The 14,363-nt window shown below is 70.6% G+C and carries 14 protein-coding genes; 7 read left to right on the top strand and 7 right to left on the bottom strand.

Going from position 1 to position 14,363, the window contains the following annotated elements; translation table 11 throughout:
• Positions 1–19 precede the first annotated feature (19 nt).
• The 3 genes from IE330_RS09085 (at position 20) to pknB (ending at position 5,135) form a co-directional block, all read left to right on the top strand.
• Positions 20–1,447 carry an FtsW/RodA/SpoVE family cell cycle protein gene (locus tag IE330_RS09085; protein WP_190135368.1) on the top strand — a complete coding sequence of 476 codons (1,428 nt, stop codon included), beginning with the start codon at positions 20–22 and terminating at the stop codon, positions 1,445–1,447.
• On the top strand, positions 1,444–2,907 hold the full coding sequence (locus IE330_RS09080; RefSeq protein WP_190135367.1) for a peptidoglycan D,D-transpeptidase FtsI family protein: 1,464 nt from the start codon (positions 1,444–1,446) through the stop codon (positions 2,905–2,907). The genes IE330_RS09085 and IE330_RS09080 overlap by 4 nt, the downstream gene beginning before the upstream one ends.
• Positions 2,908–3,077: 170 nt before the next feature.
• The gene (pknB, locus tag IE330_RS09075; RefSeq protein WP_190135366.1) at positions 3,078–5,135 is read left to right on the top strand and encodes a Stk1 family PASTA domain-containing Ser/Thr kinase; all 2,058 of its coding nucleotides are present in this window, start codon (positions 3,078–3,080) and stop codon (positions 5,133–5,135) included.
• 109 nt (positions 5,136–5,244) lie between these two features.
• On the opposite strand, the gene IE330_RS09070 is transcribed toward pknB, so the two are convergent.
• From IE330_RS09070 to IE330_RS09050, 5 genes are all read right to left on the bottom strand, one after another.
• Entirely contained in the window at positions 5,245–5,979 is a 735-nt protein-coding gene (locus tag IE330_RS09070; RefSeq protein WP_190135365.1) for a class E sortase, read from the bottom strand.
• Positions 5,980–6,015: 36 nt separating this feature from the next.
• The gene (locus tag IE330_RS09065) at positions 6,016–7,155 is read right to left on the bottom strand and encodes a class E sortase (RefSeq protein ID WP_229925498.1); all 1,140 of its coding nucleotides are present in this window, start codon (positions 7,153–7,155) and stop codon (positions 6,016–6,018) included.
• Positions 7,152–7,790 (bottom strand): aminodeoxychorismate/anthranilate synthase component II, encoded by a 639-nt coding sequence (locus tag IE330_RS09060; RefSeq protein ID WP_190135363.1) that lies wholly within the window; start codon positions 7,788–7,790, stop codon positions 7,152–7,154. The genes IE330_RS09065 and IE330_RS09060 overlap by 4 nt, the downstream gene beginning before the upstream one ends.
• 224 nt (positions 7,791–8,014) lie before the next feature.
• On the bottom strand, positions 8,015–8,716 hold the full coding sequence (locus tag IE330_RS09055) for a class E sortase (RefSeq protein WP_190135400.1): 702 nt from the start codon (positions 8,714–8,716) through the stop codon (positions 8,015–8,017).
• Positions 8,717–8,745: 29 nt separating this feature from the next.
• Positions 8,746–9,537 carry a DUF881 domain-containing protein gene (locus IE330_RS09050; RefSeq protein ID WP_190135362.1) on the bottom strand — a complete coding sequence of 264 codons (792 nt, stop codon included), beginning with the start codon at positions 9,535–9,537 and terminating at the stop codon, positions 8,746–8,748.
• Between the two features lie 150 nt (positions 9,538–9,687).
• On the opposite strand from IE330_RS09050, the gene crgA reads away from it, so the two are divergent.
• Entirely contained in the window at positions 9,688–9,945 is a 258-nt protein-coding gene (crgA, locus tag IE330_RS09045; RefSeq protein ID WP_190135361.1) for a cell division protein CrgA, read from the top strand.
• A 372-nt stretch (positions 9,946–10,317) separates the two neighbouring features.
• Here crgA and IE330_RS09040 read toward each other — a convergent pair whose 3' ends face one another.
• Positions 10,318–11,211, bottom strand: a complete 894-nt coding sequence (locus IE330_RS09040; RefSeq protein ID WP_190135360.1) for a rhomboid family intramembrane serine protease — start codon at positions 11,209–11,211, stop codon at positions 10,318–10,320.
• A 145-nt stretch (positions 11,212–11,356) separates the two neighbouring features.
• Complete coding sequence (locus tag IE330_RS09035; protein WP_190135359.1) at positions 11,357–11,890, bottom strand: peptidylprolyl isomerase; 534 nt, start codon at positions 11,888–11,890, stop codon at positions 11,357–11,359.
• A gap of 376 nt (positions 11,891–12,266) precedes the next feature.
• On the opposite strand from IE330_RS09035, the gene IE330_RS09030 reads away from it, so the two are divergent.
• From IE330_RS09030 to IE330_RS09020, 3 genes are all read left to right on the top strand, one after another.
• Positions 12,267–12,980 (top strand): DUF5324 family protein, encoded by a 714-nt coding sequence (locus IE330_RS09030; protein ID WP_190135358.1) that lies wholly within the window; start codon positions 12,267–12,269, stop codon positions 12,978–12,980.
• Between the two features lie 198 nt (positions 12,981–13,178).
• Entirely contained in the window at positions 13,179–13,931 is a 753-nt protein-coding gene (locus IE330_RS09025) for a M23 family metallopeptidase (protein WP_190135357.1), read from the top strand.
• 128 nt (positions 13,932–14,059) lie between these two features.
• Positions 14,060–14,329 carry a chaplin gene (locus IE330_RS09020; RefSeq protein ID WP_190135356.1) on the top strand — a complete coding sequence of 90 codons (270 nt, stop codon included), beginning with the start codon at positions 14,060–14,062 and terminating at the stop codon, positions 14,327–14,329.
• The last annotated feature ends 34 nt before the right edge of the window (positions 14,330–14,363 follow it).

Here is a 14,363-nt window from a genome sequence, read left to right as displayed (position 1 = left end):
TTGGGGGCCCCCGCACGCCATGAGCAGTAGCACTACACACACGTCGACGATCGGCGCCATCGGCGCGCCGAGCCGGCGCAACACCGAGCTCGCGCTCCTGGTGTTCGCCGTCGTCATCCCGCTGTTCGCCTATATGAACGTGGGCCTCGCCATCTCCGGCGAGCTGCCCCCGGGCATGCTCGGCTACGGCCTCGGACTCGGCCTCCTCGCGGGCGTCGCGCACCTCGTCGTGCGCAAGTTCGCGCCGTACGCCGACCCGCTGCTGCTGCCGCTGGCCACGCTGCTGAACGGGCTCGGCCTGGTGGTGATCTGGCGCCTGGACCAGTCCGAGAAGCTGCAGCAGATGGCCAAGGCCTCCTTCGGTGCGTTCAGCCCCGCCGCGCCCAAGCAGCTCCTGTACTCGGCGATCGGCATCGCCCTGTTCGTCGTCGTGATGCTGTTCCTCAAGGACCACCGCGTCCTGCAGCGGTACACGTACATCTCGATGGTCGCCGCGATCGGACTGCTGCTGCTCCCGCTCGTGCCGGGCCTCGGCAAGAACATCTACGGCGCCAAGATCTGGATCCAGGTCGGTGGCTTCTCCATCCAGCCGGCCGAGTTCGCCAAGATCGTCATCGCGGTGTTCTTCGCGGGATACCTGATGGTCAAGCGCGACGCGCTCGCGCTCGCCAGCCGCCGCTTCATGGGGCTCTACCTGCCGCGCGGCCGTGACCTCGGCCCCATCCTGGCCGTGTGGGCGATGTCCATCCTGATCCTGGTCTTCGAGACCGACCTCGGTACGTCGCTGCTGTTCTTCGGCATGTTCGTCGTGATGCTGTACGTCGCCACGGAGCGCACGAGCTGGATCGTGTTCGGTCTGTTGATGTCCGCCGTGGGCGCCGTCACCGTGGCCTCCTTCGAGCCGCACGTGAAGGTGCGTGTGGACGCCTGGCTTGACCCCTTCTCCAAGGAGGTCATCGCGCAGACGGGCACCGACCAGATCGCCCAGTCGATGATGGCCTTCGGCTCCGGCGGCACCCTCGGCAGCGGCCTCGGCCAGGGCCACTCCGACCTCATCGGCTTCGCCGCCAACTCCGACTTCATCCTCGCCACGTACGGCGAGGAGCTGGGCCTCGCCGGCGTGATGGCGATCCTGCTGATCTACGGCCTGATCGTGGAGCGCGGCGTCCGCACGGCGCTCGCCGCCCGCGACCCGTTCGGCAAGCTGCTCGCGATCGGCATGTCCGGCGCGTTCGCGATCCAGGTGTTCGTCGTCGCCGGCGGTGTGATGGGCCTGATCCCGCTGACCGGTATGACGATGCCGTTCATCGCGTACGGCGGTTCCTCCGTCATCGCCAACTGGGCGCTCGTCGGCATCCTGCTGCGCATCAGCGACACCGCGCGCCGCCCGGCCCCGTCCCCCGCCCCCAACCCCGACGCCGAGATGACCCAGGTGGTACGGCCGTGAACAAGCCCCTGCGCCGCATCGCTGTCTTCTGCGGGCTGCTCGTCCTCGCGCTGCTCGTCCGTGACAACTGGCTCCAGTACGTGAAGGCCGACCACCTCGCCGAGCACGACATGAACCGCCGCGTGCCCATCGAGCGGTACGCGCAGCCGCGCGGCGACATCATCGTCGACGGCAACCCGATCACGGGCTCCAAGAAGGTCGACGGCGACGACTTCAAGTACAAGCGCACGTACAAGAACGGGCCCATGTGGTCCCCGGTCACCGGCTTCGCCTCGCAGCGCATAGGCGCCACGCAGATCGAGTCCATCGAGGACCGCATCCTCACCGGCAACGACGACCGGCTCTTCTTCCGCCGCAGCCTCGACATGCTGACCGGCAAGAAGAAGGAGGGCGGCAACGTCGTCACGACGCTGAACGCCGCCGCCCAGAAGGCCGCGTACAACGGCCTGAAGGGCCGCGGCAAGGGCGCCGTCGCCGCGATCGACCCGCAGACGGGCGCGATCCTGGCGCTGGCCTCCACGCCGTCGTACGACCCCTCCAGCTTCGCGGGGAACACCAACAAGGAAGCCGAGACCTTCACCAAGCTCGACAAGGACCCCGACAAGCCGCTGCTGAACCGGGCCCTGCGCGAGACCTACCCGCCCGGCTCCACCTTCAAGGTGGTCACGGCCGCCGCGGCCCTGGAGCACGGCCTGTACACGGACATCGACTCCAAGACGCGCTCGCCGCTGCCCTGGGTCATGCCGAACACCCGTACCGAGCTGAAGAACGAGGGCCCCATCCCCTGCAAGAACGCCTCGCTCCGCCAGGCGCTGCGGGTGTCCTGCAACACCGTCTTCGGCAAGATCGGCTCGGACCTCGGCAAGGACAAGATGCTGGAGACGGCGGAGGAGTTCGGCTTCAACGAGGAGCAGTTCGTCCCGGTCCGCTCCAACGCCTCCGTCTTCCCCAAGGACATGGACAAGCCGCAGACCGCGCTGTCGTCCATCGGCCAGTTCGAGACGGCCGCGACGCCGCTGCAGATGGCGATGGTGACCGCCGCGATCGCCAACGACGGCACGCTCATGGAGCCGTACATGGTCAACTCGCTCCAGGCGCCGAGCCTCGACGTGGTCGAGAAGCACTCGCCGAAGGAGATGGGCAAGCCACTGTCCAAGGAGAACGCGCAGAAGCTCCAGGACATGATGCAGACCGTCGTGGAGGACGGCACGGGAACCAAGGCCAAGATCCCCGGCGTCACCGTCGGTGGCAAGACCGGTACCGCCCAGCACGGTCTGAACAACAGCAAGAACCCGTACGCGTGGTTCATCAGCTACGCCAAGACCGACTCGGGCTCCCCGGTCGCGGTCGCCGTGGTCGTCGAGGACAGCGACGCCGCCCGTGACGACATCTCCGGTGGCGGTCTCGCGGCGCCGATCGCGAGGGACGTGATGAAGGCGGTCCTCGACAGCAAGAAGTGACCCATGTCACGGCCACTCCCCATCGGTGCACGTAGCGATACCGGTCCTGTATCGGGTGACGGTTGCGGCCGGGTCACGTTAGGCGATCCGGGTACGGTATGCCCGGACAGCACACCGCCGGACCGCGCAACACGGTGCGGTCGGGACCGACGGAGAGGGCTGGAATAGCTATGGAAGAGCCGCGTCGCCTCGGCGGCCGGTACGAGCTGGGCCAGGTGCTCGGCCGCGGCGGGATGGCGGAGGTCTACCTCGCGCACGACACCCGCCTCGGCCGCACCGTGGCGGTGAAGACGCTGCGGGTGGACCTGGCCCGCGACCCGTCGTTCCAGGCCCGGTTCCGCCGTGAGGCCCAGTCGGCCGCCTCGCTCAACCATCCCGCGATCGTCGCGGTCTACGACACCGGCGAGGACTACGTCGACGGGGTGTCCATCCCGTACATCGTCATGGAGTACGTCGACGGCTCCACGCTGCGCGAGCTGCTGCACTCCGGGCGCAAGCTGCTGCCCGAGCGCGCCATGGAGATGACCATCGGCATCCTCCAGGCGCTGGAGTACTCGCACCGCAGCGGGATCGTGCACCGCGACATCAAGCCCGCGAACGTCATGCTGACGCGCAACGGCCAGGTCAAGGTCATGGACTTCGGCATCGCCCGCGCGATGGGCGAGTCCGGCATGACGATGACGCAGACCGCGGCCGTCATCGGCACCGCGCAGTACCTCTCGCCGGAGCAGGCCAAGGGCGAGCAGGTCGACGCCCGCTCCGACCTCTACTCGACCGGCTGCCTCCTGTACGAGCTGCTGACCGTACGGCCTCCGTTCGTCGGCGACTCCCCGGTCGCGGTGGCCTACCAGCACGTGCGCGAGGAGCCGCAGGCGCCGAGCGTCTTCGACAACGAGATCACGCCCGAGATGGACGCGATCGTCCTCAAGGCGCTCACCAAGGACCCCGACTACCGCTACCAGTCGGCCGACGAGATGCGCGCCGACATCGAGGCCTGCCTCGACGGCCAGCCCGTCGCCGCGACCGCCGCGATGGGCGCCGTCGGCTACGGCGGCCAGGGCGGCGACTACGGCGACCAGGCCACGGCCATGCTGCGCCCGCAGAACGGCGCCCCCGGCCAGGGCCAGACGTCGATGATGCCCCCGGTCAACCCGGACGACGGCGGCTACGGCTACGACGAGAACGGCCGGCGCGGCCGCCAGAAGAAGAGCAACACCTCGACGATCCTGCTGGTCGTCGCGGGCATCCTCGTCCTGGTGGGCGCGATACTGATCGGCAAGGTCGCGTTCTCGGGGAACAGCGCCGCCGCCGACAAGAAGGCCCCCGACTTCGTCGGCGAGACCCTGAAGGAAGCCGAGCAGTCGGCGAAGAACGTCGACCTGAAGATCGCGGTGGCCAAGCGCGAGCCCTGCGAGAAGTACCCGAAGAACCAGATCTGCTCGCAGACCCCGACCGAGGGCACGAAGGTCGAGAAGGGCGACACGATCAGTGTGGTCGTGTCGACGGGTGCTCCGAAGATCCTGGTCCCGGACGTGGAGGGGCTCAAGTACGAGACGGCCAAGAGCCAGCTTGAGGACAAGGGCTTCGTGGTCGAGAAGCAGACCGAGGAGTCCGACCAGAACCCGGGCGTCGTCACCGACCAGGACCCGTCGGGCGAGACGGAGGCCCAGAAGGGCACGACCATCACGCTGACGGTCGCCAAGAAGAAGCAGTTGAACGCCGTGCCCGACGTTACCGGGCAGTCCTGGGAAGCGGCCAAGAAGCAGATCCAGGACAACGGCTTCACCCCGGTCCGTACGGACATCGAGAGCGACAGCGTCGAAGAGGGCAAGGTCATCCAGACCACGCCGACCGCCGGCACGCAGGCGCAGCCGGGCTCCAACGTGACCGTCCAGGTCGCCAAGAAGCCCAAGGAAGAAGAGGAACCGGACGTGACCGTCCCGTCCGTCACCGGGCAGAAGCTGTCCGACGCGCGGGACGCGATCGAGGACGCGGACCTGTCCGTCGGCGGCGTCACGGGCCCGCAGGACGACGACGCCATGGTGGTCTTCTCCGACCCGCCCGCCGGTACCAAGGTCAAGTCCGGCACCACGGTCAAGCTGACGACCATCAGCGGCGGTGGCGGTGGCACCCCCGGCGGCGGCGACCAGGGCGGCGGTGACAACGGAGGCGGCGGCGGCTTCATCGAGGGCGCCACCGGCTTCGGCCGCCACCAGCGCGACGACTGACGACCCGCACGGCGTACGCGAGCGGCCAGGCGCCGACGAGGAGCCCCGGCACCCACCAGGAGGGTGCCGGGGCTCTTGCGTGCGGCAGGCGCGGGACGCGCCCCTCACCTCATCCGAGCTCGGGCGGCGGTGTCCGGTCGTGGTCGACCTTCTCGACGCGCTCCAGCTTGCCCCAGACCACGTAGCGGTACTTCGACGTGTACACCGGCGTGCAGGTCGTGAGGGTGATGTAGCGGCCCGGCTTCTTCGCGCCCGACTCCTTCGGGATCGGGTCGAGGACGCGGACGTTGTACTTCGACGTCTCGGGGAGGGTCTTGTAGACCTTGTACACGTACCACTTGTCGCGGGACTCGAAGACGATCGGGTCGCCCTTCTCGATCTTGTCGATCCTGTGGAACTTCGCGCCGTGGCCGTCGCGGTGGGCGGCCAGCGAGAAGTTCCCCGTCTTGTCCCGCGGCAGGGCCGACTTGACCGGCTTGGTGTAGTAGCCCGCGACGCCGTTGTTGAGGGTCTTGGTGGCGGTGCCCTTCTTGACGAGGATCTCGCCGCCGGTCATCGAGGGCACGTGCAGGAAGCCGATGCCGTCCTTGGTGTTCAGGGAGCCGGGGCCGTCCGCCCAGTAGTCGCGGACGCGGTCGCCCTGCTTCTTCGCCTCGCGGTCCGCCACGACGTTCGTCCACCACAGCGAGTAGACGACGAAGAGGCCGAGGACCAGGCCGGCCGTGATGAGCAGTTCACCGAAGACGCTGACCGCGGTCGCGATGCGGCCCCGGCCGCGCGGGCGCGGCGGGTCCGTCGGCGTGGACCCCTCGGTCCGCTCGTCCTGATCGGTGGTGGCTGCCACTGCTTCTGCCCCGTCTGTCGTGGCCTTCCCGGCGCCCTAGTCGACCAGAGCGGCCGGTTTTCCCTTGGCCCGTGGCCGGTCTTCGACCATCTTGCCCCACACGATCATCCGGTACTTACTCGTGAACTCAGGGGTACAGGTGGTCAGTGTGATGTAGCGGCCGGGTTTCGTGAAGCCCGAGCCGGGCGGGACGGCGTCGAGGACGGCCGTGTTCGCGGGGCTGGTCTGCGGGAGGATGCTCGCCATCTTGTAGACGTAGTACGTGTCCTGCGTCTCGACCACGATGGGGTCGCCCGGGTCGAGCCGGTTGATGTACCGGAACGGCTCGCCGTGGGTGTTGCGGTGCCCGGCCACGCCGAAGTTGCCGGGGTCGGCGTCGGGCATCGGCGTCTTCGTACGGCCCTTGTTGTAGTGGCCCACCATGCCGCGGTCGAGGACCCGGTGCTTGTCGATGCCCTCGGCGACCGGCACGACGACGTCGAGCTTCGGGATGTGCAGCAGCGCGAAGCCCTGGCCCGGCTCGAAGACGCCCGGCCTGCCCTTGCCCCGCGCCCAGTCCTCCTCCAGGTCCCGGCGGGCGGCGTCGGCCTGCTGCTGGGCCCTTATGTTCGTCCACCAGAGCTGGTACGTCACGAAGAGCAGCATCAGGACGCCGACGGTGATGAACAGCTCGCCGATGACGCGGCTCGCCACGGTCGCGGGGCTCGGCCTGCGGGCCCGTTCGGCCCGGCGGGCCTCCAGGCGGGTCAGGGGGCGGCCCGGCCCCCCGTCGGCGGGGGACGGGGCCACCGCCCTGGGCCGGGGCTGCGCGCCCCTGCTGCCCTTGTGCTTGGCGGCCTTGCGCCGGGCGGCCCGGCCGCCGCCGGGGACCACGTCCGGCCCCTGGCCGACCGGGACCTCCTGGGGCAGCGGCTGCCGCCCCGGCGCCGTCGGCCGCCCTCCTGCCGCTATTCGCCGCGTGTCCGCTGTGCGCAGCCCGATCGTCTCGTCGTCGGCCCGCCGCACCGGCTCGGCCGGACCCACCGGTGGAGCCGGGTCCACCGCCTCGGCGTTCCCGGGCGCCCCAGGGGACGGCACGGACCGCGGCGGGGGCGACGCGGGCGCCGTGCGGAACCAGGGCGACGAGTGCTCCCCCGTCCCGCCCGCGTCGGCGCCCCCGCGCGCCTCCGCGGTCACGCCGTGGCCCGGCCCACCACCGGGGCCAGCCCGCTCGATCGTGTGACGGCCCCGGCGTCGCCGCACTCGGCGAGCCAGTTGGCGAGCATGAGGTGCCCGTGTTCGGTGAGGACCGACTCGGGGTGGAACTGCACGCCCTCGACGGGCAGTTCGCGGTGGCGCAGGCCCATGACGATGCCGTCCTGCGTACGGGCGGTCACGACCAGCTCGGCCGGGACCGTGGCGGGCTCGGCGGCGAGCGAGTGGTAGCGGGTCGCGGTGAAGGGCGAGGGCAGGCCCGCGAAGACGCCCTCGCCCCGGTGCTCGACGAGCGACGTCTTGCCGTGCAGCAGCTCCGGCGCCCGGTCCACGACACCGCCGTACGCCACGGCCATCGACTGCATGCCCAGGCACACCCCGAAGACGGGCACGCCGGTGGTGGCGCAGTGGCGCACCATGTCCACGCAGACCCCGGCCTGCTCGGGGGTGCCGGGCCCCGGCGAGAGCAGGACGCCGTCGAAGCCGTCCTGCGCGTGCCGGAGCTCGACCTCGTCGTTGCGCAGGACCTCGCACTCGGCGCCGAGCTGGTACAGGTACTGCACGAGGTTGAAGACGAAGCTGTCGTAGTTGTCGACGACGAGAATGCGTGCGCCCATCAGTTGTCCACCGTCACGTCGTTGAAGGGCAGCAGCGGCTCCGCCCAGGGGAAGACGTACTGGAAGAGCACGTAGACCACCGCGAGGATCAGCACCAGCGAGATCAGTGCCCTCACCCATGCGTTCCCCGGCAGATGCCGCCAGATCCAGCCGTACATGCGGTCCCTTCCGTCACGGGCGGCCCCCGGCCATCGTGCCGACCGTCGCCGCCGTACCGCACCAGACTAACGGCGCAGTGCCTCAGGTTTCCCTGCCTCCACGGGCTGGGTGGCGTCCAGGTGGGCCCAGGCGACGAGGCGGTGGCTGTGGCCCCACTCCGGTTCGCAGGTGGTGAGGGTGAGGTAGCGGCCGGGCTCCCGGTAGCCGGACGCGCGCGGCACCGGGTCGATGACACCGACGTCGGCGGGCAGCGTCCTGTACGGCTTCCTGTCGACGCGGTACGTGAACCAGGTCGTGCCGTCGGTCAGGACGACCGCGTCGCCGGGGCGCAGCGCGGGGAAGTCCTTGAACGGGTCGCCGTAGGTGCGGCGGTGCCCGGCGACGGAGAAGTTGCCCTTCTGGCCGAGCCGCGCGGTGCCCGCGTAGTGGCCGAGGCCCTTCTTGAGGGTGTCGGTGGCGGTGCCCTGGAGCACGGGCTTGTTCCACGTGAAACCGAAGCGGGGGACGTACATGACGGCGAAGGGTTCGCCGTCCTCGTAGGGGGCGGGTTCCGGGGGCGGGCCGCCCGGGGCCGCGGGGCCGGTGCCCGGGGCGCCGCCGGTGGCGGTCCGTCCGTGGGACCAGCGGTCCTGGAGGCGGTCGATCTGGTCGTCCATGGCCCGGTCGGCCTTCACGCCGGTCCAGAAGAGCACGTAGACGACGAAGAGCACGATCACGGTGCCGGCGGTGACGCACAGCTCGCTGACCGTCCGGACGATCGCGCGCACCGACACCGCAGGGACCTCCCGAGCGCGTGCTACTCCAGGGGCTTCGCGTAGTGCAGGTTCACTGTGCCCGAGTAGCCGGGAAGAGTCACCGCCCCGTCGCCCTCGACTTTCCAGCCGAGGCCGTAGGCGTTGACGTACAGCATGTAGTTCTGGATCTCGGGCGAGGCGGCGAGGGCCCGCTTGAGACGGCCGGGGTCGCCGACGGCGGTCACCTTGTACGGCGGTGAGTAGACGCGGCCCTGGAGGATCAGGGTGTTGCCGACGCAGCGCACGGCGCTGGTGGAGATCAGGCGCTGGTCCATGACCTTGATGCCCTCGGCGCCGCCCTGCCACAGGGCGTTGACCACGGCCTGGAGGTCCTGCTGGTGGATGACCAGGTCGTTGGGTTGCGGCTCGGGGTAGCCGGGCAGCTTGGCCCTGGCGTTCGGCGGGGCGTCGGTGAGGGTCACGGAGACGGCGTCGCCGCGCAGCTTCTCGGTGCCCGCGTTCCGCTCCAGGGCGGCGAGGCGGGCGTCGTCGGCCTTGCTGGCGGGGTTGTCGCGCCGGGCCAGGGACTCCACTTCGCCGCGCAGCGAGCTGTTGGACTCGTCGAGGTCCTTGTTCTCGCGGCTGCGCTCCTGGATGAGGTCGGAGAGCTTCAGCAGGGAGTCGTCGGTGCGGATGTTGGTGCCCTTGGCCGTGTTGAAGCTGGTCATGAAGAGCAGCCCGGCGAGCGCGAAGACACCGGCGGTGAGCACCCGCACCGGCCGCCAGCGGCGGCGCCGGCCGGGGGCGGAAGAGGAGTGGCCCGGGCCCGTGGGGAAGTCGGCGGAATTGCTCAACGTACCCTTATCTCCTTCACCGCCGCGGAAGCACTACGCTATCGGACGCCCGGGGGAAGACTTAGCGCACCGTAGCGCCGTAGCGTCCGTCCCCGGCGCCGGACCCAGCTACCTGCGCGGCCACGCAGCGCATCGACAGGAGAGACCCTCGTGCCGAAGTCACGTATCCGCAAGAAGGCAGACGATTACACTGCGCCGTCGCAGAAGAAGGCGACGGACATCAAGCTCACCAGCCGTAGCTGGGTCGCCCCGGTGATGCTGGCGCTGTTCCTGATCGGCCTGGCCTGGATCGTGGTCTTCTACGTCACGGACGGCAAGCTCCCGATCGATCCGCTGGGCAACTGGAACATCGTGGTCGGCTTCGGCTTCATCGCGGCGGGCTTCGGCGTCTCCACGCAGTGGAAGTGACCGCCGCCTGAGTTCCGTCCCCGGCACCGGCGTCGTCCGCAAGTCCTGGCCCCAGTTATCCACAGTGTGAGCACTGCCATCCACAGGTCTGGGGAAAGGCCTGAAAATCTGTGGATAACTCTCCGGGCGTTGACGCCGGTGTGACTGGTCGGCCCTCCGCGCCTGATCCGCGCACCCCTTGTCCTGCCTGGGCAAACCCGGATCGGGGACGCACGGAACAGACGTTCCCCACGTCGTGCACAAGATCGGGCACAGTCTGTGGACAACCCGGGGGTACGCGGTGGAAAGCCCGCGTACCCCGGGGTCCTGCCAGGTGAGCGGCCGGGTACGGCCGGGTACGGCCCGGTCGCTCGCGGCCCGGGCGCCCGGGCGTCAGGCGAGCTGGGCCGTGCGGACGAGCACGAGGGCCACGATGACCGCGAACACCAAGGCGCAGGTGCCCCACTGCACCAGGGCACGGCGCTCGCGCGGCGCGTGCACCATGCCGTACGCGATCACCACCCCGGCGACGAGACCGCCGACGTGCGCCTGCCAGGCGATGCCGCTCCAGGTGAAGGTGAACAGCAGGTTCAGCGCGAGGAGCGCGATGACCGGGCGCATGTCGTAGTTCAGGCGGCGCATCAGGACCGCCGTCGCGCCGAGCAGCCCGAAGATCGCCCCGGAGGCGCCCAGCGAGGCGTCGCTCGGGTCCTCGAGGAGATACGTCAGCGCGCTGCCGCCGAGCCCCGACAGCAGGTACAGCGCGAGGAAGCGGACCCGGCCGAGCGCCGCCTCCAGGGGGCCGCCGAGCCACCACAGGCCCAGCATGTTGAACGCGATGTGCCAGATCTCCTGGTGCGTGAACATGGCCGTGACCAGGCGGTACGACTCCCCGGCCGCCACGCCCTGGCTGGCGGGGAACGGCGCGGGCGGCCACTCGCCGATGAGGAAGAGGTCGCCGACCAGGTCCTCGCGCGCGCGGACCGCGAGGAACACCAGGACGTTGAGCGCCAGGATGATCTTCGTGAGCAGCCGCGGGTCCTGCGTGAGCGTGCCGCCCGCCAGCGTGCGCGGCCGGCTCGCCGCCGGAGCGGGCCCGGTGTCGGAGCCGCCCTTGACGCACTCCGGGCACTGGAAGCCCACCGAGGCGCTGATCATGCACTCCGGGCAGATGGGTCGTTCGCAGCGCGTGCAGGCAATGCCCGTCTCGCGGCCCGGGTGCCGGTAGCAGCTCGGCAGGCTCTGCGCGTCCTGCGGCCCCTGCGGGCTGCCTGGCGCCTGGTCCATCACGGTCCCCTCTGGTCTGCCGTACGCGATGACGTCGGCACGCTGGTCAACGCGCCGCCCCGCCCTCCTCTACGGATGGGCGGGGCGGTTTTGTTCCCTCGGGCGCCGAGCGGGCGTGCGGCTCGGCGCACCGGGCGCTCGGCGCTCAGCCCTCGCGCGTCTCCACGACGACGGACTCGATCACGACGTCGTTGACCGGGCGGTCCGTGCGCGGGTTGGTCTGGGTGCCGGCGATGGCGTCCACGACCTTCTTGCTCGCGTCGTTGGTGACCTCGCCGAAGATGGTGTGCTTGCCGGTCAGCCAGGCCGTCGGGGCGACCGTGATGAAGAACTGCGAGCCGTTGGTGCCGGGGCCGGCGTTGGCCATGGCCAGCAGGTAGGGCTTGGTGAAGGCGAGGTCCGGGTGGAACTCGTCCTTGAACTCGTAGCCCGGGCCGCCCGTGCCGTTGCCCAGCGGGTCGCCGCCCTGGATCATGAAGCCGCTGATCACCCGGTGGAAGACCGTGCCGTCGTACAGCTTGTCCGTGGACTTCTTGCCGGTGGCGGGGTGCACCCACTCGCGCTCGCCCTTGGCGAGCTCAACAAAGTTCTTGACCGTCGTCGGCGCGTGGTTCGGCAGGAGCCGGATCTCGATGTCGCCTTGGTTGGTCTTGAGGGTGGCGTAAAGCTGCTCAGCCACGATCTGCCTTCCGTTGTCCTCTGTGACCCTCCGATCCTCGCACGGACCCGATGGGGACGAGTAGCCGCCGAGTCGGGGACGGGCGGGAGAGGCGACCGGAGGTAAGGAGAGAAAAGGAAAAGGGAGGGAAGAGGACAAGAGACGGAGGGAAGACGCGGGGAAGACGACGAGTAGCCGCAGAGGCGGCGCGCAGCGGCCCGATCCGTGGCATCGTCGACGGCAGTTCCCCTCGGCGGGCGCGTGCGGTGCCACTCGGCGGAAGTGTCCGGTGCCCCCGGATGCCCGCCCGTACGTGCCCCGCTCCCTTCCGGCAGGCATGATCCCGGAAAGGGTGGAAAGGTGACATACCTATAACGCCACCAAGGAGGAGGATCCCGTGACCCGCAAAGACAGCGTGCGTGCCGCGGCGGACTCGGCGAAGGACAGTGTGCGGCACGCCGCGGACGCGGTGGCGCCCTACGCCGAGGAGGCCAAGGGCCGGGCCACCCACCTGGCGCAGGAGGCCCGGACGCGCCTGGCGCCCAAGGTGTCGCAGGCCGCCCACACGGCCGTCGGCCAGGCCCGTACCCACTTCGACACGCACGTCGCGCCGCGTGTGGAGCAGGCCCGCAGCCATGTGCCGCCGAAGGTCGACCACGCGGCGCACGAGGCCGCCGCCCGCACCCGCAGGGCGGCCCGGCAGGCCGCCGACTTCTCCAAGCCCCGGCTCGAGCACGCCAGGTCCGTGGCGGCTCCGGTGCGCGACGAGGCCGCGTCCCGCGGTGCCGCCGCGCTCGCCGCGCTGCGCGGGCAGGTGTCCCCCCGGGAGATCGAGCGCCTCGTCCGCAAGCAGGAGCGCCGGGCCCGCAGGGGACGCGTCTTCAAGCGCCTCGCCGTCATCGGCGTGCTCGGCGCCGGTGCCGTCGCCGTGTGGAAGTGGTGGGACAAGCAGGCCAACCCGGACTGGCTCGTGGAGCCCCCGGCCGCCACCGAGGTGCCCGACCGTACGCCGCTGACGTCGGTGGACGGCAGCGGGCAGGCCTCCCTGGACCCGGAGGTCCAGGCGAAGGAGGCCGAGGCGGAGGCGAAGGAGCAGGACGACCGCGCCTGACCTGAAGGCCCGCCGAAGCGTCGGCCCGCCCGGAGCCGAGCCCCCGAAGCCGGACCTTACGAGTGGTTGCCGCCGTGCACGCAGCACGGCGGTTTCCGCGTATGGACAGCCCCGCCCGGCTCTCCGCACCCCGGCCGGTTAAGCCAGTCGGCGCAACCGGACGTGCGCCACCGCGTCGTCCCCGTTGTGCTGTCGGGCATGGGCTACCACATAGACGGCCCGCACACAGCGGGCAGCACACGGCGGAGCGCGCTGGGCATCGGTGTCTTCCTGTTGGCCTCGGGGGCGCTCGGCACGAGGGCCTCCGCCCTCGACGGGCCCCCGGACACGAATCGCCGCCCCGACTGGCTCGACGGCACCGACGACCACGGCGACCGCAGCGATCACGGCGACCCGAGCGACCACGGTGACGACGCCGCCCTCGACCGGCACGGCGGCCCCGAGGGATGCGACGCCGACTACGACGCGGAGTTCGAGGCGCTCCTGGAGGCCGCCGTCCAGCAGCTCGGCGAAACCTCCCCGCGCAACCTCGGACCGCCCGGCAAGCTGACGCGGCCGTTGCGCCGCCGCTTCCGGGTCACCGCCCGCTACGGCGTGCCCGGCAAGTGGCTCGCCGGCCACCACACCGGCATCGACCTGGCCGTACCGCGCGGCACACCGGTCTACGCCGTGGGCGCGGGCGTCGTGGTCCTGGCCCGCTGGTCGGGCCCGTACGGAAAGGCCGTCACCGTCCGGATGCGGGACGGGCACTACGCGGTGTACGCGCACCTGTCGCGCATCTCCGTGCACCAGGGCGCCCGGGTGCGCGCCGGTACCCGCCTCGGCAGCAGCGGCAGCACGGGCCGGGCCACAGGGCCGCACCTGCACCTGGAGATCCGCAGGCGCCGCCGCTACGGATCGGACGTCAACCCGGTCAGGTACCTGGCAAGACGGGGCGTGCGCCTCGCGTGACGCGGTGGGCCTATTTACCGATCGTGCGGCTTTCGGTTCACCGCCGTGACCTCGTCTTCCGGGGTGGCGTTAGGCAGGTGCGGCCGCACCTGCGCGGCCGCGTTGTCTCGATTCGAAGGAGAACCGTGATGTCTCGCATCGCGAAGGCAGCCGCCCTCACCCTGGGCGCGGGTGCGGTCGTACTGGGTGGCGCCGGGATGGCCTCGGCGGACGCCGACGCGTCGGGCGCGGCCGCCCACTCCCCGGGGGCGCTGTCGGGCAACGTCGTCCAGGCTCCGGTCCACATCCCGGTCAACGTCTGCGGCAACACCATCAACGTCGTCGGCCTGCTGAACCCGGCCTCCGGCAACACCTGCGTCAACGACGGCGGCCACGGCCACCAGGGGTACGGCCACTGAGCCACGCCCGACCCGTCGAGAAGCCCCCGGTGAC

This window comes from Streptomyces longispororuber (assembly GCF_014656095.1).
Lineage (GTDB): Bacteria > Actinomycetota > Actinomycetes > Streptomycetales > Streptomycetaceae > Streptomyces > Streptomyces longispororuber.
The sequence above is the reverse complement of the archived record's forward strand: the minus strand, read 5'-3'. Positions and strand labels throughout refer to the sequence as shown.

Coding starts and splice junctions, on each gene's coding strand:
- IE330_RS09085 (WP_190135368.1), top strand. CDS start 20: ATGAGCAGTAGCACTACACACACGTCGACGATCGGCGCCATCGGCGCG.
- pknB (WP_190135366.1), top strand. CDS start 3,078: ATGGAAGAGCCGCGTCGCCTCGGCGGCCGGTACGAGCTGGGCCAGGTG.
- IE330_RS09060 (WP_190135363.1), bottom strand. CDS start 7,790: ATGGGCGCACGCATTCTCGTCGTCGACAACTACGACAGCTTCGTCTTC.
- IE330_RS09040 (WP_190135360.1), bottom strand. CDS start 11,211: ATGGACCAGGCGCCAGGCAGCCCGCAGGGGCCGCAGGACGCGCAGAGC.
- IE330_RS09025 (WP_190135357.1), top strand. CDS start 13,179: ATGGGCTACCACATAGACGGCCCGCACACAGCGGGCAGCACACGGCGG.
- IE330_RS09020 (WP_190135356.1), top strand. CDS start 14,060: ATGTCTCGCATCGCGAAGGCAGCCGCCCTCACCCTGGGCGCGGGTGCG.